Raw genomic sequence first — 21,475 nt, 5'->3', positions numbered from 1 at the left:
ACCCCGAACAATCGATCTCGATACCACTAACCCCACGTGCGGCGTGAGTCTTCGCATTAGTGGTACAACCCGCCAATGACAGTACGGCTAATGCGACAACGAGCTTGTTCATTCATTTCCTTATGCCGGGCGCCCTGCCCGGCTGTCGTTCGCTTCTGACTAAAGACTAGCTGCAATTAAACGATTGATCCGATTAAAGAAAGAGACAACTTTGGGGGGCGGTTGGTTTCACGGGCGAACAATGTCGTGCGATACGGTTACTGCACGCACCAAATCGCAGGCACAAAAAAGGGCGACCGAAGTCGCCCTTTTTAATGATCAAGCAGAACTTAGTTCTGTTTGGCCATTGCCTGGCGCAGCAGTGCCGCCATGGTGGTGTCAGCAGCAGCTTCACCTTCCGGAGCAGTTTTCAGGCTCTGGATGGCTTCTTTCTCTTCAGCATCGTCTTTCGATTTGATCGACAGCTGAATTACGCGGCTCTTACGATCAACGCTGATGATCTTGGCTTCTACTTCCTGGCCTTCTTTCAGAACGTTACGCGCGTCTTCAACGCGGTCACGGCTGATTTCGGAGGCTTTCAGAGTCGCTTCGATATCGTCGGCCAGAGTGATGATGGCGCCTTTAGCGTCAACTTCTTTCACGATGCCTTTAACGATTGCGCCTTTGTCGTTCTCTTGAACGTACTCGGAGAACGGATCGCTTTCCAGTTGCTTGATACCCAGGGAGATACGCTCGCGCTCTGGGTCAACCGACAGGATAACGGTGTCCAGCTCGTCGCCCTTCTTGAAGCGGCGAACGGCTTCTTCGCCCACTTCGTTCCAGGAGATGTCGGACAGGTGAACCAGACCGTCGATGCCGCCGTCCAGACCAATGAAGATACCGAAATCGGTGATCGACTTGATGGTGCCGGAGATTTTATCGCCCTTGTTGAACTGGCCAGAGAAATCTTCCCATGGGTTAGATTTGCACTGCTTGATGCCGAGGGAGATACGACGACGCTCTTCGTCGATGTCCAGAACCATAACTTCCACTTCGTCGCCGACTTGTACGACTTTCGAAGGGTGGATGTTCTTGTTGGTCCAGTCCATTTCGGAAACGTGTACCAGACCTTCAACGCCTTCTTCCAGCTCAGCGAAGCAGCCGTAGTCGGTCAGGTTGGTTACACGAGCGGTAACGCGAGTGCTTTCTGGGTAACGGGCTTTGATAGCAACCCATGGATCTTCGCCCAGTTGCTTCAGGCCCAGGGAAACACGGTTGCGTTCGCGATCGTATTTCAGAACCTTAACGTCGATTTCGTCACCAACGTTGACGATCTCGGAAGGATGCTTGATGCGCTTCCAAGCCATGTCGGTGATGTGCAGCAGGCCGTCCACGCCACCCAGATCGACGAATGCGCCGTAATCGGTGAGGTTCTTGACGATACCTTTGACTTGCTGACCTTCCTGCAGGGATTCCAGCAGAGCTTCACGCTCGGCGGAGTTCTCGGCTTCGAGGACGCTGCGACGGGAAACGACAACGTTGTTGCGTTTCTGGTCGAGTTTGATGACCTTGAATTCCAGCTCTTTGCCTTCCAGGTGCGTGGTATCGCGCACAGGACGGACGTCAACCAGGGAACCTGGCAGGAACGCACGGATGCCGTTAACGTCGACAGTGAAGCCGCCTTTAACCTTACCGTTGATAACGCCCTTGACCACTTCCTCGGCTGCGAAGGCAGCTTCCAGAACAATCCAGCATTCAGCGCGCTTGGCTTTTTCACGGGACAGCTTGGTTTCACCAAAGCCGTCTTCAACCGAGTCCAGCGCAACGTGAACTTCGTCACCGACGTTGATAGTCAGGTCGCCAGCGTCGTTGTAGAACTGCTCAAGCGGGATGAGTGCTTCAGACTTCAGGCCAGCGTGAACGGTTACCCAGCGAGCTTGGTAATCGATATCAACGATAACACCGGTGATGATGGAGCCTGCCTGAAGGTTCAGGGTTTTTAGGCTTTCTTCAAAGAGTTCCGCAAAGCTTTCGCTCATTTTAATTCCTGTTGATGAGGGCGAAGAATACGCCCATCTCCACACCCCAGACGGTGTGGGTTAGTTTCATTTAAAAGAAGCGCCACAGGACTATGACTGGTCCCCTGCGGCCTTCTTGGTCACCCGGCGATATCGCGAATGGCGATCTCGCTCATGATGCGTTCCAGCACCTGGTCGATGGATAATTCCGTGGAATCCAGCTGTATGGCGTCAGCCGCCGGTTTGAGCGGGGCTACCGCTCGCTGGGTGTCACGCTCATCGCGTGCACGTATCTCATCTAGCAGACTCGACAGACTAACACCATCGACTTTGCCCTTCAACTGCAAGTATCGACGGCGCGCACGCTCCTCGGCACTGGCGGTAAGGAAAATCTTCAACGGTGCATCCGGAAAAACCACCGTACCCATGTCGCGACCATCGGCCACCAAGCCTGGCGCTTCCTGGAATGCACGCTGGCGCTGCAGCAGCGCCTCGCGCACTGCGGGCAACGCCGCGACCTGCGAGGCACCGGAACCGATGCTTTCGGTACGAATCACATCGCTGACTTCATCGCCCTCTAGAATGATGCGCTGCAACTGACCGTCGGTCGCCGCGATGAACTGCACATCCAGATGAGCGGCAAGTTTTTTCAGCAATTCTTCATTGGTGAGGTCGACACCGTGATTGTGCGCAGCGAAGGCCAGCAATCGATAAAGCGCACCGGAATCCAGCAGGTTCCAGCCCAGACGCTTGGCCAGAATGCCAGCTACCGTGCCCTTGCCGGAGCCGCTTGGCCCATCGATGGTGATGACCGGTGCGATGTTTTTCACGACTGAGCCTCTTGTGCAACACGGATACCGACCTGCGCGCACAGCGCCAGGAAGTTCGGGAACGACGTTGCGACGTTGGCACAGTCATGGATGCGAATTGGCGCAGTGGCACGTAGCGATGCCACGCTGAAAGCCATGGCAATCCGGTGATCGCCGTGACCATGCACTTCGCCGCCGCCGATCAGGCCGCCGTCGATGATGATGCCGTCCGGGGTCGGTTCGCATTTGACGCCCAGTGCCAGCAAGCCATCGGCCATGACCTGGATCCGGTCCGATTCCTTGACGCGCAATTCTTCGGCGCCACGCAGGATGGTGCGCCCTTCGGCACAGGCAGCCGCCACGAACAGCACCGGGAATTCGTCGATGGCCAATGGAACCAGCGCTTCGGGAATCTCGATACCTTTGAGTTTAGCTGCACGCACGCGCAGGTCCGCTACCGGTTCGCCGCCGACTTCACGCTGGTTTTCCAGGGTGATGTCAGCGCCCATCAGGCGCAGAATGTCGATCACGCCGGTACGGGTCGGGTTGATGCCGACATGCTCGAGCACCAGTTCGGAACCTTCGGCAATGGACGCCGCCACCAGGAAGAACGCCGACGACGAAATATCGCCCGGCACTTCAATGTGGGTCGCGGTCAGCTTGTGCCCGGATTCGACCGACGCCGTAGCGCCGTTGACGCTGACCGGGTAGCCGAAGCCGCGCAGCATGCGCTCGGTGTGGTCGCGCGTCGGTGCAGGCTCGGTGACGGTGGTTTTGCCATCAGCGTACAGGCCGGCCAACAGCAGGCAGGATTTAACCTGGGCACTGGCCATCGGCATGGTGTAGGTCAGGCCTTTGAGCTTGTTACCGCCACGAATGATCATCGGTGGACGACCTTCAGCGGCGGTCTCGATCACGGCGCCCATTTCACGCAGCGGATTGGCCACGCGATTCATCGGACGCTTGGACAGCGAGGCATCACCGGTCAAGGTGCTGTCGAAGTTCTGCGCGGCCAGCAGGCCGGACAGCAGACGCATCGAAGTGCCGGAGTTGCCCAGATAGATCGGGCCCGGCGCAGGCTTCAGGCCATGCAGGCCGACGCCGTGGATGGTCACGCGACCGTGGTGCGGACCTTCGATCACGACACCCATGTCGCGGAAGGCCTGCAAGGTCGCCAGAGCGTCTTCGCCCTCGAGGAAGCCTTCGACTTCGGTAACGCCTTCGGCCAGGGAGCCGAGCATGATCGAACGGTGGGAAATCGATTTATCGCCCGGTACACGAATCCGCCCAGTCAGGCGGCCACCAGGTTGTCCCAGGAAAATCAGGTCGTTGGAGTTCATAGCGTCCACATAAGCCCGGCGAGCCAGGATTTTACTGAAATGTTCGCGGGCAACCCGGGCGCGCGTGAACACGCCCAACAATTGGTGCCCATCCCCTGCATCGACCGCGTCGCGCAAGGCGTCGAGGTCGCTGCGAAATGTATCAAGCGTGCGCAGGACAGCTTCGCGGTTGGCGAGGAAGATGTCGTGCCACATGACCGGATCACTTCCCGCGATTCTTGTGAAATCGCGGAAACCGCCGGCAGCGTAACGGAAGATCTCAAGGTTTTCATTGCGCTTGGCCAACGAATCGACCAAACCGAACGCCAGCAAGTGCGGCAAATGGCTGGTCGCCGCCAACACTTCGTCGTGACGTTCGACCTGCATGTGCTCGACATCGGCGCCCAGCTCACGCCACAACCGGTCGACCACGGCCAGCGCGGCCGGATCGGTTTGGTCCAGCGGCGTCAGAATCACTTTATGACGACGGAACAGTTCGGCATTGGAGGCTTCCACCCCGCTCTGCTCGGAACCGGCAATCGGATGGCCCGGCACGAAACGCGCCGGCATGCCGCCAAACGCTTCAGTCGCGGCGCGCACGACGTTGCCCTTGGCACTGCCGACATCCGTCAGGATCGCTTGCCCAAGGTCCATGCCGGCCAACCGGCCGAGCATCTTTTCCATGGCCAGGATCGGCACCGCGAGTTGAATCACGTCGGCGCCCTGGCAGGCAACGGCCAGGTCTTCTTCGCAGCGATCCACCACGCCCAACTCGACCGCGAGCTTGCGCGACTGCGGATCGAGATCGACGCCCACCACTTCGCGGCACAGGCCGCTTTCACGCAGCCCCTTGGCAAACGAACCGCCGATCAACCCGAGACCGACCACCACCAGGCGACCGATCATAGGTTCAGCAGATTGCAGAGCAGTGACATCAACCACGAGCCAGAACCTTGGTCAGCGCCTCAAGGAAGCGGCTGTTTTCCGCCGGCAGGCCGATGGTGATGCGCAAGTGGTTCGGCATGCCGTAGTTGGCCACCGGACGCACGATCACGCCTTCACGCAGCAAGCCCTGGAAGACCGGCAAGGCAACACGACCGAGATCGACGCAAATGAAGTTGCCCTTGGACGGGATCCAGCTCAGCCCCAGCTCACGGAAACCCGCTTCCAGCTGCAGCATGCCGGCTTCGTTCAGGCGGCGACTTTCAGCCAGGTACTCGGCGTCCTGCAGCGCAGCGCACGCAGCGGCCAGGGCCAGGCTGTTGACGTTGAATGGCTGACGCACACGGTTCAGCACGTCGGCAACCACCGCCGTGGACAAGCCGTAACCAACGCGCAACGCCGCCAGGCCATAGGCCTTGGAGAAGGTGCGCGAAACCAGCAGGTTCGGGTACGCCGCCAGGAAGTCGAGGCCATCCGGCAAGTCACTGCCTTCGGCGTATTCGATGTAGGCCTCGTCCAGCACCACCAGCACGTGCTCCGGCACATCCTGCAGGAACTCGTCCAGCGCTTCGGCGCCAAACCAGGTCCCGGTCGGGTTGTTCGGGTTGGCGATGAAGACCACACGGGTATCGGCATCGATCGCGGCCAACATGGCCGACAGATCATGGCCCCAGTCTTTGGCCGGGATCACTTTGGCCGTCGCACCGACGGCCTGGGTGACGATCGGATAGACCGCGAACGCATGCTCGCTGAACACCGCATTCAGGCCCGGCGCCAGATAGGCACGCGCGACCAGTTCCAGGATGTCGTTGGAACCGTTGCCCAGCGTCACCTGATTCAGTTCGACGCGGCACTGATCGGCCAGCAGGGTCTTGAGCGCAAAACCGTTGCCATCCGGATAACGGGTCAGCTCGGCCAATTCTTCGCGAATGGCCGCCAAAGCCTTTGGACTGGCGCCCAACGGGTTTTCGTTGCTCGCCAGTTTGACGATGCTGGCCGGATCGATGTCCAGCTCGCGCGCCAGTTCGTCCACGGGTTTGCCCGGAACGTAAGGCGACAGTTGTTGCACGCCCGGCTGTGCCAGAGCGAGGAAGTTGCCACTCATTTGCTACCCCTTAGAGAACGGCTTTCGGGTAGGAACCCAACACTTTAAGTGCCACTGCTTCCTGACTGATCTTTTCCAGCACACCTTTTACCAGCGGATCGCGGTGATGGCCGACGAAGTCGATGAAGAACACGTAGGTCCATTTACCGCTACGCGAAGGACGTGTCTCGATGCGTGTCAGGTCGATGCCATTGTCGTGGAACGGCACCAGCAACTCGTGAAGCGCGCCCGGCTTGTTGCTCATGGAGACGATGATCGACGTCTTGTCGTCGCCGGTTGGCGGCACTTCCTGGCTGCCGATCATCAGGAATCGCGTGGAGTTGTCCGGGCGATCCTCGATTTTCTCGGCCAGACGGGTCAGCCCGTACAAGCCTGCGGCCATGTCGCCGGCAATCGCCGCCGAGTTCCACTCACCCTTGACCCGCTTCGCCGCTTCGGCGTTGCTGGAAACCGCGACGCGCTCGACGTTCGGGTAGTGTGCATCCAGCCACTTGCGGCACTGCGCCAGCGACTGGGCGTGGGAATAGATGCGGCTGATGCTGTCGGTCTTGGTGTTTTCACCGACCAACAGATGGTGGTGAATCCGCAACTCGACTTCGCCACAGATGACCATGTCGTGTTCGAGGAAGCTGTCGAGCGTGTGGTTGACCGCGCCCTCGGTGGAGTTTTCCACCGGGACCACGCCAAAGTTCACCGCACCGGCCGCCACTTCGCGGAACACTTCGTCGATGGCCGCCATCGGCTTGCTGATCACCGCGTGGCCGAAGTGCTTCATGGCCGCCGCTTGAGTGAAGGTGCCTTCAGGACCGAGGTAAGCCACTTTCAGCGGCTGCTCGAGGGCCAGGCACGAAGACATGATTTCGCGGAACAACCGCGCCATTTCTTCGTTGCCCAGCGGGCCCTGATTGCGCTCCATCACACGCTTGAGCACCTGAGCTTCACGCTCAGGACGATAGAACACCGGCACTTCGCCTTCGGCCAGCGAGGCCATCTTTACTCGCGCAACTTCCTGGGCGCAGCGTGCGCGCTCACTGATCAGCTCCAGGACTTTTTCGTCCAGGGCATCAATGCGCAGGCGCAGTGCCTTGAGTTCTTGCTCAGACATTAGCCGTGTTCCTTCTCGAACTCTGCCATGTACGAAACCAGTGCGTTGACCGCAACGATATCGACGGCGTTATAGATGGAGGCGCGCATGCCGCCCACGGAACGGTGACCCTTGAGGTTCAGCAGGCCACGCTCGTCGGCACCGGCCAGGAATGGCTTGTCCAGACGATCGTCAGCCAGACGGAACGGCACGTTCATCCACGAACGATCGGACTTGTTGATCGGGTTGCTGTACAGGCCGCTGGCATCAATGAAGTCGTACAGCGTGCGCTGTTTCACTTCGTTGAGCTTGCCGATGGCTTCGACGCCGCCCTGCTCTTTCAGCCACTCGAACACCAGGCCAGACAGGTACCAGGCCAATGTTGGCGGGGTGTTGTACATCGAGCCGTTATCGGCCGCGACCTTGTAGTTGAGCATGGTCGGGCACAGGGAACGGGCGTGCCCCAGCAGGTCTTCACGAACGATGTTGACGACGATGCCGCTCGGGCCGATGTTTTTCTGGGCGCCGGCGTAGATCATGCCGAAACGCGAAACATCAATCGGGCGCGAGAGAATGTCCGAAGACATGTCGGCGACCAGCGGAACGTCACCGGTTTCCGGGACCCAGTTGAATTCCAGGCCACCAATGGTTTCGTTCGGTGCGTAGTGAACGTAGGCCGCGTCTTTCGACAGCTTCCATTCGTTCTGACCGGGAATCGCGAAATAGTCGTAAGGCTTGGCGGTGGCGGCAACATTGACGTGACCGTAGCGCGACGCTTCTTCGATGGCTTTCTGCGACCAGATACCGGTGTCGATATAGTCGGCAGTGCCGCTTTCCGGCAGCAGGTTCAGAGGGATCTGAGCAAACTGCTGGCTGGCGCCACCTTGCAGGAACAGCACTTTATAGTTCGAGGGGATATTCAGCAGATCACGCAGATCCTGCTCGGCCTTGGTGGCGATGGACACGAACTCATCACTGCGATGGCTCATTTCCATGACCGACAGACCCTTGCCGTGCCAATCAAGGAGTTCACCCTGGGCGCGCTGCAGGACAGCTTCGGGAAGTGCCGCAGGACCGGCACAGAAGTTATAGGCTCTCTTGCTCACATCCAATCTCGCTCTGATTTGGTGGTAATCACGCAATAAATCACAACATCAATCGACACAGGGTCCCTGCCGAAGCAGAAAACCTGTGGGAGCGAGCCTGCTCGCGAATGCATCACCGCGGTGCTTCAGAGGTACCGCGGCGCCTGCATCGCGAGCAGGCTCGCTCCCACATGGGATGTCCCTGGATATCGAAATTTTCCGTTCGGACAAACAACAAGGGGGCGAATTTTCATCCGCCCCCTGTTTGTCCGCTTACTCTTGCGGTTCTTCGTCAGCGGCAGCGTCGAGTTGCTGGTCTTCAACAACGTCGTCGATCACGACTTCGCCGTCGAACACCGCACCCTCTTCGCCTTCCAGCTCTTCGCCTTCGACTTCCGACGGCTCCTGCACCCGCTCCAGACCGACCAGCGTTTCGTCGCTGGCCAGTTTGATCAGGGTCACGCCTTGGGTATTTCGACCCAGGCTGGAAACTTCGTCGACACGGGTACGAACCAACGTACCCTGGTCGGAAATCAGCATGATTTCCTCGCCGTCGAGCACCTGAACCGCGCCGACCAGACGGCCGTTACGGTCGTTGCTGACCATGGCGATAACGCCCTGGCCGCCACGCTTGTACTCAGGGAACTCGGTGATCGCCGTACGCTTGCCGAAACCACGCGCCGAAGCAGTGAGGATCTGGCTGCCTTCTTCCGGGATCAGCATGGAAATCAGCTTCTGGCCTTCCGGCAGACGCATACCGCGGACACCGCGAGCGGTACGGCCCATGGCACGAACGTCGGTTTCCTTGAAGCGAGTGACCTTGCCGCCGTCGGAGAACAGCATGACTTCGCGCTCGCCATCGGTAATGGCGGCAGAGATCAGTACGTCACCTTCGTCCAGCTCCAGCGCGATCAGACCGACGCTGCGTTGACGGCTGAAGGATTCCAGCGGGGTCTTCTTCACGGTGCCTTTGGCAGTCGCCATGAAGATGAAGTGACCTTCGGTGTATTCCTCGACCGGCAGCATGGTGGTGATGTATTCATCACTGTCCAGCGGCAGCAGGTTGACCAGCGGACGACCACGGGCAGCGCGGGATGCTTCCGGGATTTCGTAGGTTTTCAGCCAGTACACCTTGCCCTTGCTGGAGAACAGCAGCAGCGTGGTGTGGCTGTTGGCGACCAGCAGGTGAGCGATGTAGTCCTCATCCTTGACGCCAGTCGCCGATTTGCCTTTACCGCCACGACGCTGGGCCTGGTACGCAGCCAATGGCTGGGTCTTGGCGTAGCCACCGTGGGAAATGGTCACGACGCGATCTTCTTCCGGGATCATGTCACCCAGGGTCAGGTCGAGACGGGCATCGAGGATTTCGGTGCGGCGCACGTCGCCGTATTCGGCGCGGATTACTTCCAGCTCTTCGCGGATCACTTCCATCAGGCGCGTGGCGCTGTTGAGGATGCGGATCAGCTCGCCGATCTGGTTGAGGATCTCTTGATACTCGGCCAGCAGTTTTTCGTGTTCCAGACCGGTCAGGCGGTGCAGACGCAGTTCCAGAATGGCTTGCGCCTGTTCCGGCGAGAGGAAGTACTTGCCCTCACGCAGACCGTATTGCGGATCCAGGGTCTCCGGACGGCAAGAGTCGGCACCGGCACGTTCAACCATCGCCACCACGGCGGAGGATTCCCAAGGCGTGCTGATCAGCGCTTCCTTGGCTTCCGACGGCGTTGGCGAGGCCTTGATCAGCGCGATGACCGGGTCGATGTTCGACAGGGCAACCGCCTGGCCTTCCAGAATGTGGCCACGTTCGCGCGCTTTACGCAGCTCGAACACGGTGCGACGGGTAACGACTTCGCGGCGGTGACGAACGAAGGCTTCCAGCAGGTCCTTGAGGTTCAGGATCCGCGGACGGCCGTCGATCAGCGCAACGATGTTGATGCCGAATACCGCTTGCAGCTGGGTCTGGGCGTAGAGGTTGTTGAGGATCACCTCAGGCACTTCGCCGCGACGCAGCTCGATCACAACGCGCATACCGTCCTTGTCGGACTCGTCGCGCAGTTCGGTGATGCCTTCGAGCTTCTTCTCTTTAACCAGCTCGGCGATCTTCTCGATCAGACGGGCCTTGTTCAGCTGGTAAGGGAGTTCGGTGATGACGATCTGCTGACGGCCACCGACCTTGTCGATGTCTTCGATGATCGAGCGGGCGCGCATATAAATGCGGCCGCGACCGGTGCGGTAGGCTTCGATGATACCGGCGCGACCGTTGATGATCGCGGCGGTCGGGAAGTCCGGACCGGGGATGTATTGCATCAGCTCATCGATGGTCAACTCAGGGTTGTCGATGAGCGCCAGGCAACCGTCGATGACTTCACCGAGGTTGTGTGGCGGGATGTTGGTCGCCATGCCCACGGCGATACCGCTGGAGCCGTTGACCAGCAGGTTGGGAATACGGGTCGGCATGACCGCCGGGATCATTTCGGTGCCGTCGTAGTTCGGCACCCAGTCCACGGTTTCTTTATGCAGGTCAGCCAGCAGCTCGTGCGCCAGCTTGGTCATGCGCACTTCGGTGTATCGCATGGCCGCGGCGTTGTCGCCGTCCACCGAACCGAAGTTGCCCTGACCGTCTACCAGCAGGTAGCGCAGCGAGAATGGCTGCGCCATCCGAACGATGGTGTCGTACACCGCGGTATCACCGTGCGGGTGATACTTACCGATCACGTCACCGACAACACGGGCAGATTTCTTGTACGGCTTGTTGAAGTCGTTGCCCAGCTCGCTCATCGCGAACAGCACGCGCCGGTGCACGGGCTTCAAGCCATCGCGCGCATCCGGCAGTGCCCGCCCGACAATTACGCTCATTGCGTAGTCGAGGTAGGACTGCTTCAGCTCGTCTTCGATATTGACCGGGAGGATTTCTTTGGCCAGTTCGCCCATGAGAAGCTCGATTCCTTTTTCTGGTGAAACCTCGTCACATCCATATGGGACGAACGAAGCTCGCCGCTGCAGGCTGAGTGCCATGCACCGACTTACGACAAATCAACGAGTTATGCCATGGATTTGCGCAGTAAAGACAACCCCGTGGGACTGCCTCGGAAAACGCCGGATGTTATCACAAGAGCCGCCACGCACCTATCCCCCAGATGCGCATGGAGTGTAGTTAGTTGACTGATGGCAGGCTTGAAGGGGACGAGAGGGGCTTAGAGCTGCTGCGAATGCAGAATTTGGGGCTGAATTACAGATGTTTATTGACTTTCAGACCCTAATCGCCAGCAAGCTGGCTCCCACATTTGATCCGTGTCGATCACAAACCCTGTGGGAGCCAGCCTGCTGGCGATGGCGTCCTTTCGAACGCCACGGCCAATCAATGCAACCGCTTGCGGCACATCAACTGCGCCATTTTCGCGGTGTCCGGGCGTTCGACGATGCCTTTTTCCGTGACGATCGCGTCAATCAAATCTGCCGGGGTGACGTCGAACACCGGATTGAACGCATCGACATCCGCCCCGACCCGCTTGCCGCCGACCTCCAGCAACTCGCGCCCGTCACGCTCTTCAATCGGAATGTCATCGCCGCTGGCCAGGTTCATGTCGATGGTCGAACTCGGCGCCACCACCATGAAGCGCACGCCGTGGTGCATGGCGTTGACCGCCAGCTGATAAGTGCCGATCTTGTTGGCCACGTCGCCATTGGCGGTGATCCGGTCGGCACCGACGATGACCCAGGTGATGCCTTTGGTCTTCATGATGTGAGCCGCAGCGGAGTCGGCATTGAGGGTCACGGGGATGCCTTCGTTGGCCAGCTCCCACGCCGTCAGTCGCGAACCTTGCAGCCAGGGACGGGTTTCGTCGGCATAAACACGCTCGACCATGCCTTCAATGAACGCCCCGCGAATGACGCCCAAAGCCGTACCAAAACCGCCAGTGGCCAGCGCGCCGGTATTGCAATGAGTCAGGATCGCCTGCGCATTGCCCTGATGCTTGCGGATCAAGTCCACACCCAGTTGCGCCATGGTCAGGTTGGCTTCGCGATCACTTTCATGAATGGCGATGGCTTCTGCCTCCAGCGCCGCGAGAGGGTCGGCATCGCCCTTGATACGATCAAGGCGGTCACGCATGCGACTTAGCGCCCAGAACAGGTTCACCGCCGTTGGACGGGAATCGGCCAGCAACGCGTAATCCTCTTCCCACGCGGCCTGCCAGTCACCGCCCTCGAGAATTCGGGCGCGGGCTGAAAGCACCATGGCATAGGCGGCACTGATACCAATCGCCGGCGCGCCACGCACCACCATCGAGCGAATAGCCTCGGCCACGCCAGCCGCGCTGGTGTAGGCAATCCAGGTTTCCTCGAACGGCAAAATACGCTGATCCAGCAGGTACAGGGCGCCATCACGCCAATCGATGGCCTTCACCTTCTCCGCAGCCAACAGTCGATCGCGCATCCTTCACCCCGCACTCATGAACAAAAGCCGCCGATTATAGCGATCCCCCCGCGAAGACGCTCGGGTATACTTCGCCATCCTTTACAAAAGCACTGGAACCGACCCTCGATGCCGAACACTGCCGCTGCGCTCGACCTGTTATTGCTGCCGACCTGGCTGGTACCCGTCGAACCCGCTGGCGTTGTCCTCAAAGAGCATGCCCTGGGCATCCGCGACGGGCGCATCGTGTTTATCGGCCCGCGGTCCGCCGCGCTGAAGCTTAACGCAACCGAAGTCCGCGAACTGCCGGGCATGCTGCTCAGCCCCGGCCTGATCAATGCTCACGGGCACGCGGCGATGACGCTGTTCCGTGGCCTGGCCGATGACCTGCCGCTGATGACCTGGCTGGAAAACCACATCTGGCCTGCCGAAGCCAAATGGGTCGATGAAGCTTTTGTACGCGATGGCACCGACATTGCCATCGCCGAACAGATAAAAGGTGGCATTACCTGCTTCTCTGACATGTATTTCTTCCCGAAGGTTGCCAGCGAACGTGTGCATAACAGCGGCATACGCGCGCAAATCGCGATTCCGATCCTCGATTTCCCGATCCCGGGCGCCGGCACGGCGGATGACGCCATTCGTCAGGGCGTCGAACTGTTCAACGATCTCAAGCACCACGAGCGCATCAAAGTCACCTTCGGCCCCCACGCGCCCTACACCTTGGGCGACGAAACCCTGGAGAAAATCCGGGTGATTGCCGAAGAACTGGACGCGTCGATTCACATGCACGTCCACGAAACCGCCTTCGAAGTGCAGCAAGCCGTCGAGCAGCGTGGCGAGCGGCCGTTGGCCCGACTGGCACGCCTGGGCCTGCTGGGGCCACGCTTCCAGGCCGTTCACATGACGCAGATCAGCGATGAAGACCTGGTGATGCTGGTAGAAAGCAACACCAATGTGATTCATTGCCCGGAGTCGAACCTGAAGCTGGCCAGCGGTTTCTGCCCGGTAGAACGTTTGTGGCAGGCGGGCGTCAATGTGGCTGTCGGCACCGACGGCGCAGCCAGCAACAACGACCTCGACCTGCTCGGCGAAACCCGCACCGCCGCGTTGCTGGCCAAAGCCGTTGCCGGTTCGGCCACCGCGCTGGACGCTCATCGCGCGCTGCGCATGGCCACGCTGAACGGCGCACGCGCCATGGGCATCGAGGCCGACGTCGGCTCGCTGGAAGTCGGCAAAGCAGCGGACATCGTCGCGTTCGACCTCTCGGGCCTGGCGCAGCAGCCGGTCTACGACCCGGTTTCGCAGCTTATATATGCCACCGGTCGCGACTGCGTGAAACACCTGTGGGTGGGCGGCAAGCAATTGCTCGACGACCGTCGCCTGACCCGCCTGGATGAAGAACAGCTGTGCGCCACCGCCAAGGCCTGGGGCCAGCGCATCAGCGGCCACACCGAATTGTAAGCACCCCGGACCCACCGCCGGGGCAACAGGATTTTTCAAGTTTTAGAGGATGAACCATGAGTAACGTCGACTACGCCGAAATCGCCAAATTCGAAGCCCTGGCCCATCGCTGGTGGGACCGCGAAAGCGAGTTCAAACCGCTGCACGACATCAACCCGCTGCGGGTCAACTGGATTGACGAACGGGTCAATCTGGCGGGCAAGAAAGTTCTCGACATCGGTTGCGGCGGCGGCATCCTCAGCGAAGCCATGGCGCAACGCGGTGCGACCGTGATGGGCATCGACATGGGCGAAGCGCCGCTGGCCGTCGCTCAACTGCACCAGCTTGAGTCGGGTGTGAACGTCGAATACCGGCAGATCACCGCCGAAGCCCTGGCTGAAGAAATGCCGGAACAGTTCGACGTGGTCACATGCCTGGAAATGCTTGAGCACGTACCGGATCCCTCCTCGGTGATCCGCGCCTGCTTCAAAATGGTCAAGCCGGGCGGCCAGGTGTTCCTCTCCACGATCAACCGCAACCCGAAGGCGTACCTGTTCGCCATCGTCGGCGCCGAATACATCATGAAGCTGCTGCCGCGCGGCACGCATGACTTCAAGAAATTCATCCGCCCTTCCGAGCTGGGTGCCTGGAGCCGCATGGCGGGCCTGACCGTCAAGGACATCATCGGCCTGACGTACAACCCGCTGACCAAGCACTACAAACTGGCGGCCGACGTGGACGTCAACTACATGATCCAGACCCTGCGCGAGGAATAAGTCGATGCGTATCAGAGCAGTCCTTTTTGACATGGACGGCACGCTGCTCGACACCGCGCCGGACTTCATTGCGATCTGTCAGGCAATGCGCGCCGACCGTGGCTTGCCGCCGATGAACGACAAGCACATCCGCGACGAGATCTCCGGCGGCGCCAAGGCGATGGTCGCGGTGACGTTCAGCATGGACCCGGAATCGCCAGGCTTTGAAGAGCTGCGCCTGGAGTTCCTGGAGCGCTACCTCGTGGGCTGCGCGGTGCACAGCAAGCTGTTCGACGGCATGGGCGAGTTGCTGGCCGACATCGAAAAAGCCAACCTGATCTGGGGCGTGGTCACCAACAAGCCTCTGCGGTTTGCCGAGCCGATCATGCAGCAGCTCGGGCTGGCCGAGCGTTCGGCGCTGCTGATTTGCCCGGATCACGTGAAGAACAGCAAACCGGACCCGGAGCCGTTGATCCTCGCGTGCAAGATGCTCGACCTCGATCCGGCCAGCGTGCTGTTTGTCGGTGATGACCTGCGCGATATCGAATCAGGTCGTGACGCCGGCACCAAGACCGCCGCCGTGACCTTTGGCTACATTCACCCGGACGATAACCCGCGGCATTGGGGTGCGGATGTGGTGGTCGATCATCCGCTGGAGTTGCGCAAGGTTTTGGATAGCGCCCTCTGTAGCTGCTGAACCGCCTTTGTAGGAGCCGGCTTGCTGGCGATGGCGATGATGAAATCGCCGAGCTGAACCGCCTTTGTAGGAGCCAGCTTGCTGGCGATGGCGATGCTGGAAACGCCATCGCCGGCAAGCCGGCTCCTACAGGACCGCGCAACGGTCGCGCGTATTCTGATTTGTTGAGGTTTCTTTATGTTTGATTATTCCGCCCGCCCTGAATTGCTCAAGGACCGGGTCATCCTGGTCACCGGTGCTGGTCGTGGTATCGGCGCTGCCGCTGCGAAAACCTACGCCGCCCACGGTGCCACCGTGCTGTTGCTGGGCAAGACCGAAGCCAACCTGACTCAGGTCTACGACGAAATCGAGGCCGCCGGTCATCCACAACCGGCGGTGATCCCGTTCAACCTGGAAACCGCCCTGCCCCATCAATACGATGAGTTGGCGGCGATGATCGAAACCGAGTTCGGCCACCTCGACGGCTTGCTGCACAACGCCTCGATCATTGGTCCGCGCACGCCGATCGAACAGCTCTCCGGCGAGAACTTCATGCGTGTCATGCAAGTCAACGTCAACGCGATGTTCATGCTCACCAGTACCCTGTTGCCGCTGCTCAAACTGTCGCAGGACGCTTCGGTGGTGTTCACCTCCAGCAGCGTCGGCCGCAAGGGTCGTGCGTATTGGGGCGCTTATGGCGTCTCCAAGTTCGCCACCGAAGGCTTGATGCAAACCCTGGCCGACGAAGTCGACACCGTCGCACCGGTGCGCTCCAACAGCATCAACCCCGGCGCCACCCGCACCAGCATGCGCGCCCAGGCTTATCCCGGTGAAAATCCGCTGAACAATCCGACGCCCGAGGAGATCATGCCGGTCTACCTCTACCTGATGGGCCCGGACAGCACCGGCATCAACGGCCAGGCATTCAACGCGCAGTAACACCGTGCGTCGCTTTTGTGCCGTGGCGAATTACCGTCACGGCACTTAAAAAGCCTCGCAACTGCAGCTGTTTTTAGTCAAACAAATGTCATGAAACGGGCCAGAAAAAGCCATAAACACTTTCAAGACATTGATTTTCAACAGATTTTATTCAAATGAACCGAATGGCATGACTTTCGCTCTATATCTGCTCAGACACGCCGAGTGAGTGAAAGCAGTCGGGCAGGCCTTCGAGTCGATAGGTTACTAATCTTCAGCAAAGCAGATTAGACTTGCGCCAAATGTCCTACGGGACTGATGGACCAGTATGACGCGCAGCCCAAAGCCGCTCTCACCCAGCCTGTAAGACAGCCTTACTGCTTAGGGGCGCACGCCATATGAAATCACCTTCCCAGACCAACGCAATTGACTTCGATAGCGCCAAATTGCAACGCCTGGGCTTTGGTCAGCAGCCCCCTCTTCTGGAGAGGCCGGTCAGCCTTGCGCAATTGCGCCAGCAACTGAGTTTGCAGCTGCAAACCAGTCTTGAGCCGCAACGCATTCTTGGGCTCTTCTACCGTGAAATTCAGCGTCTCGTACCGCTCGACGCCTTGAGCTACCAGCACAAGGCCAGCGACTTGCGTCTGGAATACGGCCAGCGCGGCCACCACTCGATCAGTTACACCCTCAGCCACGAAGGCGAGCAGCTGGGTGAACTGGTGTTCCGTCGCAATCAGCGTTTCAGTGAGCAGGAACTGGGCAACCTTGAGTCGCTGCTGTCCGCATTGCTGTACCCGATGCGCAATGCCCTGCTCTACCGCGCCGCCACCCAAAGCGCCCTGCGCGACCCGCTCACGGACACCGGCAACCGCATTGCCATGGACCAGACGCTGCAACGGGAAATCGACATGTCGCGTCGGCATCTGCAGCCCTTGTCGCTGTTGATGCTGGACATCGACCATTTCAAACAAATCAACGACACCCATGGCCACAGCGCTGGCGATGACGTGCTCAAGGGAGTCGCCGCCTCGATCAAAAGCCAGCTGCGCAACGTGGACATGGTGTTCCGCTTTGGTGGCGAGGAGTTTTTGATTCTGCTGTCCAACACCGGCCGGGAAGCCGCCGCCATGGTCGGCGAGCGCCTGCGACTCGCGGCGCAAGCCAAGGATTTTTCGGCTGATGGCAACCTGATCGAGCTGACCGTCAGCCTCGGCTGTTCGACCCTGTTGCCCGGCGAATCGGCCGAGAGCCTGCTGCGTCGGGCCGACAGCGCGCTTTATGTGGCCAAGCGCGAAGGACGCAACCGCTTGGCGATGGCGGGCTGACTCCCGCCAGCACGGGCTCGCGAAAGTAGCGGCCCGCATCGACAGGGATCAGCGGACAGCGCCGCGCAACTCTCCGACCATCCCTTGCAGCTTCGCCGGCTCCGCCGCTTCTACCGCCACCGCCGGCCCCGCCACTAGAGTCACCCGCGACCACAGCCGACGGAACAGGCCCTTGTCGGGATCGCGACTGAAGAAACTCCCCCACAACCCCTGCAATGCCAATGGAATCACCGGCACCGGCGTCTCTTCGAGAATCCGCGTCAACCCGCCCTTGAACTCGTTGATCTCGCCATCGGCGGTCAATTTGCCTTCAGGGAAGATGCACACCAGCTCACCGTCCTTCAGATACTGAGCAATACGCGTGAAGGCCCTTTCGTAAATCTGAATGTCTTCCTGACGTCCCGCGATCGGAATCGTCCCGGCCGTGCGGAAGATAAAGTTCAGCACCGGCAGGTTGTAGATCTTGTAATACATCACAAAGCGAATCGGCCGACGCACCGCGCCGCCAATCAGCAGCGCATCGACGAAAGACACGTGGTTGCACACCAGCAACGCCGCGCCTTCATCCGGAATCAGCTCCAGATTGCGATGCTCCACGCGGTACATGGAATGGCTGAGCAGCCAGATCATGAAACGCATGCTGAACTCGGGGACGATCTTGAAGATGTAGGCGTTGACGCCGATGTTCAGCAGCGACACCACCAGGAACAGGTGCGGGATCGACAGCTTGGCCAGGCTCAGCAGCACGATCGAGACAATCGCCGAGACCACCATGAACAGCGCGTTGAGAATATTGTTGGCGGCAATCACCCGCGCACGCTCGTTCTCTGGGGTGCGCGACTGAATCAGCGCGTACAGCGGCACGATGTAGAAACCACCGAAAACCCCAAGACCGAGAATGTCGGTCAATACCAGCCAGGTGTGGCCAAAGCCGAGGATTTCGATCCAGCCATGGCCGTCGACACTCTCGGGAATTCCACCGGAATGCCACCACAGCAGCAATCCGAATACCGTCAGGCCAAACGAGCCGAACGGCACCAGACCGATCTCGACTTTGCGTCCGGACAGTCTTTCGCAGAGCAGCGAGCCAAGTGCGATACCCACCGAAAACACGGTGAGAATCAGCGTCACCACGGTTTCGTCGCCATGCATCCATTCCTTGGCGTACGCCGGGATTTGCGTCAGGTAAATCGCCCCGACAAACCAGAACCACGAGTTGCCGACAATCGAGCGCGACACCGCCGGCGTTTGTCCCAGGCCCAGTTTCAGGGTGGCCCAGGATTGACTGAAGATGTTCCAGTTCAGACGCATTTCCGGCGATGAGGCCGCCGCCCGCGGAATGCTGCGACTGGCCAGGTAACCGAGCACGGCAATGCCGATGATCGCCGTGGACACGATGGGCGCGTAATGCGCGGAGGACATCATGATCCCGGCACCGATGGTCCCGGCGAGGATGGCCAGGAAGGTGCCCATTTCCACCAGACCGTTGCCGCCCACCAGCTCCTCTTCATGCAAGGCCTGGGGCAGGATCGAGTATTTCACCGGCCCGAACAGCGCCGAGTGCGTGCCCATGGCGAACAGCGCCAGCAGCATCAGCGACAGGTGATCGAAGACAAACCCCACCGCGCCGACCGCCATGATGGCGATTTCCCCGAGCTTGATCAGACGGATCAGCGCATCCTTGGCGAACTTTTCGCCAAACTGCCCGGCCAACGCCGAAAACAGAAAGAACGGCAAGATGAACAACAGCGCACACAAATTGACCCAGATCGAGCGATCCCCCTCGATGGTCAATTTGTACAGAATGGCGAGGATCAACGATTGCTTGAAGACGTTGTCGTTGAACGCCCCGAGGGACTGGGTCACGAAAAACGGCAGGAAGCGCCGGGTGCGAAGCAAGGTGAACTGTGAGGGGTGACTCATCTTCCGTGTGCCCTGATGTTGTTAGAGAGTGGCGTGGATACTGTGATTGGAATGCCGCACGCCGATCCAGGCCACACATTACCCGGTTATTTGTTTAAACCTGCAATGCACGGCGAGACAAACAACTCACCCCGCCACGCGCCTTGTACCGTGCGTTTGGCAACGATCAGCCACATCACCGCCAACAACGCCACCAGCACACAGCCAAAGGTATTGAAAAACGCCAGGTTCAACGTGCTTCCCAGTTTCAACGTTGCCAGAGAATAGACGCCCAGCGGAAAGGTGAAACCCCACCAGCCAAGGTTGAACGGGATCCCGGCGCGCAGATAACGCCCGGTGATCAGCAGCGCAATCAGCATCCACCACAAACCGAAGCCCCACAGCGTGATCCCCGCCACCAGCCCCAGCCCCGCCGCGATTTCACCCAGGCCGGCAAGCCCGTTGGCGGCGAAGATGGCCGGCGCGTCGGCACCCAGCAGCAACATGCCCAGCGCCCCGGTGCCAATCGGGCCGAGCGCCAGCCAGCTCGACGCGGCCATGTTTTCGTGAGGCAGTTTGTGCAGCGCCATGCGCAGCATGAGAATGGTCAGAATGCTGAACGCCACCGGCAGGGAAAATGCCCAGAGCACGTAGCTCGTCACCAACACCACCAGCTGCCCATGGGCCTCGGCCAAATGCGGCGCCAGCAACCCGCCACTGGCGGCCGCCACTTCCGCCGCCACCACTGGCAACAGCCAAACGGCGGTCATCTGATCGATGCTGTGTTCCTGGCGGGTGAACATCATGTAGGGAATCAGCACACCGCAGGCCAGCGACATCGCCACGTCCAGCCACCACAGCAGCGCGGCCACATGGACGACACCTTCGCCCCAGCGTGGCAGGCCAAACAGCAGGAAGCCATTGATGATGGTCGCCAACCCCATGGGAATCGTGCCGAAAAACATCGAGACCGTGGAGTGCCCGAAAATCCGCCGGGCCTCATCGAAGAACAGCACCCAGCGCGCCGCGTACAGCGCCGTGAACAAGATGAACAGACCGATATTGAACAGCCAAAGGGCTTCGGCGATCGCGTGCAGACCTGGGGTCGCGCCAGGCAACTGGGCCAAGGCCAGCGCCAGGACGCCCGTGCCCATGGTCGCGGCGAACCAGTTAGGCGTGAACTGGCGGATGACCTCGCGCGGGTGCTGCAAGTGGCTGAAAGGTTTGTAAACGGGGGTGGCGTTGGGGCATGTCATAGCGAACTCCTGTCCTCTGTTGAGGTGGAGTTCAGGGTAGGTCCAAATCGAATATCTATATAACGGGTAATATCTCTAACTGTTATCTATTTTATAGATATAGCGTCAAACGCTGCCTTCCGATTCGATCACCAATATCCTCGCCACCCCCAGCGGATGCGCCACATGCTCGGTGCCCACCGAGGCATAAAAGATATCGCCGACCGCCAACATCACCGCTTTCTCCAGGCCTGCTTCGCGATAGCGCATTTGCACCTGGCCATCGAGCACAACGAACACTTCCTCGCCATCATTCACATGCCACTTGTATGGTTGATCGGTCCAGTGCAGACGCGTGGTGATGCCGTTCATGTTGGCGATGTCCAGCGCTCCCCAGGCACGGTCAGCGGTGAAGGATTGGCTGCGAATGATCTTCATGGGCGGTCCGTCGAAAGAAATGACGTGCCAA

At 59.8% G+C, this 21,475-nt stretch carries 16 protein-coding genes; 5 read left to right on the top strand and 11 right to left on the bottom strand.

Annotation, left to right across the window (positions count from 1 at the left end):
- Positions 1 to 329: 329 nt before the first annotated feature.
- The 8 genes from rpsA to mtnA all read right to left on the bottom strand — a co-directional run bounded on the left by rpsA (position 330) and on the right by mtnA (position 12,773).
- Positions 330 to 2,018 (bottom strand): 30S ribosomal protein S1, encoded by a 1,689-nt coding sequence (gene rpsA, locus KGA82_RS15655; RefSeq protein WP_008031789.1) that lies wholly within the window; start codon positions 2,016 to 2,018, stop codon positions 330 to 332.
- Positions 2,019 to 2,137: 119 nt separating this feature from the next.
- Entirely contained in the window at positions 2,138 to 2,827 is a 690-nt protein-coding gene (gene cmk / locus KGA82_RS15650) for a (d)CMP kinase (RefSeq protein WP_008031791.1), read from the bottom strand.
- Positions 2,824 to 5,031, bottom strand: a complete 2,208-nt coding sequence (locus KGA82_RS15645; protein ID WP_230427588.1) for a bifunctional prephenate dehydrogenase/3-phosphoshikimate 1-carboxyvinyltransferase — start codon at positions 5,029 to 5,031, stop codon at positions 2,824 to 2,826. The genes cmk and KGA82_RS15645 overlap by 4 nt, the downstream gene beginning before the upstream one ends.
- A 28-nt stretch (positions 5,032 to 5,059) precedes the next feature.
- Complete coding sequence (gene hisC / locus KGA82_RS15640) at positions 5,060 to 6,172, bottom strand: histidinol-phosphate transaminase (protein ID WP_008031795.1); 1,113 nt, start codon at positions 6,170 to 6,172, stop codon at positions 5,060 to 5,062.
- A 10-nt stretch (positions 6,173 to 6,182) separates the two neighbouring features.
- Positions 6,183 to 7,277: a prephenate dehydratase gene (gene pheA / locus KGA82_RS15635; RefSeq protein WP_007899727.1), complete on the bottom strand. Its 1,095-nt coding sequence runs from the start codon at positions 7,275 to 7,277 to the stop codon at positions 6,183 to 6,185.
- Complete coding sequence (gene serC / locus KGA82_RS15630) at positions 7,277 to 8,362, bottom strand: 3-phosphoserine/phosphohydroxythreonine transaminase (RefSeq protein ID WP_223451128.1); 1,086 nt, start codon at positions 8,360 to 8,362, stop codon at positions 7,277 to 7,279. The genes pheA and serC overlap by 1 nt, the downstream gene beginning before the upstream one ends.
- 252 nt (positions 8,363 to 8,614) lie before the next feature.
- Entirely contained in the window at positions 8,615 to 11,269 is a 2,655-nt protein-coding gene (gene gyrA / locus KGA82_RS15625) for a DNA gyrase subunit A (RefSeq protein ID WP_192226146.1), read from the bottom strand.
- A 427-nt stretch (positions 11,270 to 11,696) separates the two neighbouring features.
- Complete coding sequence (mtnA, locus tag KGA82_RS15620; RefSeq protein ID WP_008031801.1) at positions 11,697 to 12,773, bottom strand: S-methyl-5-thioribose-1-phosphate isomerase; 1,077 nt, start codon at positions 12,771 to 12,773, stop codon at positions 11,697 to 11,699.
- Between the two features lie 108 nt (positions 12,774 to 12,881).
- Between mtnA and KGA82_RS15615 the strand changes: the two genes are divergently transcribed.
- The 5 genes from KGA82_RS15615 to KGA82_RS15595 all read left to right on the top strand — a co-directional run bounded on the left by KGA82_RS15615 (position 12,882) and on the right by KGA82_RS15595 (position 17,869).
- Entirely contained in the window at positions 12,882 to 14,216 is a 1,335-nt protein-coding gene (locus KGA82_RS15615) for a TRZ/ATZ family hydrolase (RefSeq protein ID WP_223451126.1), read from the top strand.
- Positions 14,217 to 14,272: 56 nt separating this feature from the next.
- Positions 14,273 to 14,971 (top strand): bifunctional 2-polyprenyl-6-hydroxyphenol methylase/3-demethylubiquinol 3-O-methyltransferase UbiG, encoded by a 699-nt coding sequence (gene ubiG, locus KGA82_RS15610; RefSeq protein ID WP_008031806.1) that lies wholly within the window; start codon positions 14,273 to 14,275, stop codon positions 14,969 to 14,971.
- A 4-nt stretch (positions 14,972 to 14,975) separates the two neighbouring features.
- Positions 14,976 to 15,647 carry an N-acetylmuramic acid 6-phosphate phosphatase MupP gene (gene mupP / locus KGA82_RS15605; RefSeq protein ID WP_008031808.1) on the top strand — a complete coding sequence of 224 codons (672 nt, stop codon included), beginning with the start codon at positions 14,976 to 14,978 and terminating at the stop codon, positions 15,645 to 15,647.
- Positions 15,648 to 15,824: 177 nt separating this feature from the next.
- Positions 15,825 to 16,565, top strand: a complete 741-nt coding sequence (locus tag KGA82_RS15600; protein ID WP_008031809.1) for a YciK family oxidoreductase — start codon at positions 15,825 to 15,827, stop codon at positions 16,563 to 16,565.
- A 377-nt stretch (positions 16,566 to 16,942) separates the two neighbouring features.
- The gene (locus KGA82_RS15595) at positions 16,943 to 17,869 is read left to right on the top strand and encodes a GGDEF domain-containing protein (protein ID WP_008031811.1); all 927 of its coding nucleotides are present in this window, start codon (positions 16,943 to 16,945) and stop codon (positions 17,867 to 17,869) included.
- A 48-nt stretch (positions 17,870 to 17,917) separates the two neighbouring features.
- Here KGA82_RS15595 and KGA82_RS15590 read toward each other — a convergent pair whose 3' ends face one another.
- The 3 genes from KGA82_RS15590 to KGA82_RS15580 all read right to left on the bottom strand — a co-directional run bounded on the left by KGA82_RS15590 (position 17,918) and on the right by KGA82_RS15580 (position 21,444).
- Positions 17,918 to 19,792 (bottom strand): MFS transporter, encoded by a 1,875-nt coding sequence (locus tag KGA82_RS15590; RefSeq protein WP_223451124.1) that lies wholly within the window; start codon positions 19,790 to 19,792, stop codon positions 17,918 to 17,920.
- An 86-nt stretch (positions 19,793 to 19,878) separates the two neighbouring features.
- Positions 19,879 to 21,027, bottom strand: coding sequence for a TDT family transporter (locus KGA82_RS15585; RefSeq protein ID WP_223451122.1), 1,149 nt, complete (start codon positions 21,025 to 21,027; stop codon positions 19,879 to 19,881).
- Between the two features lie 105 nt (positions 21,028 to 21,132).
- Complete coding sequence (locus tag KGA82_RS15580) at positions 21,133 to 21,444, bottom strand: cupin (RefSeq protein ID WP_192226140.1); 312 nt, start codon at positions 21,442 to 21,444, stop codon at positions 21,133 to 21,135.
- Positions 21,445 to 21,475: the final 31 nt, after the last annotated feature.

Source organism: Pseudomonas sp. BF-RE-22 (assembly GCF_019956155.1).
Taxonomy (GTDB): domain Bacteria; phylum Pseudomonadota; class Gammaproteobacteria; order Pseudomonadales; family Pseudomonadaceae; genus Aquipseudomonas; species Aquipseudomonas migulae.
Note: the sequence above shows the minus strand (reverse complement) of the source record. Positions and strands in the feature narration are given on the sequence as shown.

Coding starts and splice junctions, on each gene's coding strand:
- KGA82_RS15595 (WP_008031811.1), top strand. CDS start 16,943: ATGAAATCACCTTCCCAGACCAACGCAATTGACTTCGATAGCGCCAAA.
- KGA82_RS15645 (WP_230427588.1), bottom strand. CDS start 5,031: ATGATCGGTCGCCTGGTGGTGGTCGGTCTCGGGTTGATCGGCGGTTCG.
- hisC (WP_008031795.1), bottom strand. CDS start 6,172: ATGAGTGGCAACTTCCTCGCTCTGGCACAGCCGGGCGTGCAACAACTG.
- KGA82_RS15600 (WP_008031809.1), top strand. CDS start 15,825: ATGTTTGATTATTCCGCCCGCCCTGAATTGCTCAAGGACCGGGTCATC.
- pheA (WP_007899727.1), bottom strand. CDS start 7,277: ATGTCTGAGCAAGAACTCAAGGCACTGCGCCTGCGCATTGATGCCCTG.
- KGA82_RS15615 (WP_223451126.1), top strand. CDS start 12,882: ATGCCGAACACTGCCGCTGCGCTCGACCTGTTATTGCTGCCGACCTGG.
- KGA82_RS15590 (WP_223451124.1), bottom strand. CDS start 19,792: ATGAGTCACCCCTCACAGTTCACCTTGCTTCGCACCCGGCGCTTCCTG.
- gyrA (WP_192226146.1), bottom strand. CDS start 11,269: ATGGGCGAACTGGCCAAAGAAATCCTCCCGGTCAATATCGAAGACGAG.
- KGA82_RS15585 (WP_223451122.1), bottom strand. CDS start 21,027: ATGACATGCCCCAACGCCACCCCCGTTTACAAACCTTTCAGCCACTTG.
- KGA82_RS15580 (WP_192226140.1), bottom strand. CDS start 21,444: ATGAAGATCATTCGCAGCCAATCCTTCACCGCTGACCGTGCCTGGGGA.
- rpsA (WP_008031789.1), bottom strand. CDS start 2,018: ATGAGCGAAAGCTTTGCGGAACTCTTTGAAGAAAGCCTAAAAACCCTG.
- mtnA (WP_008031801.1), bottom strand. CDS start 12,773: ATGCGCGATCGACTGTTGGCTGCGGAGAAGGTGAAGGCCATCGATTGG.
- ubiG (WP_008031806.1), top strand. CDS start 14,273: ATGAGTAACGTCGACTACGCCGAAATCGCCAAATTCGAAGCCCTGGCC.
- mupP (WP_008031808.1), top strand. CDS start 14,976: ATGCGTATCAGAGCAGTCCTTTTTGACATGGACGGCACGCTGCTCGAC.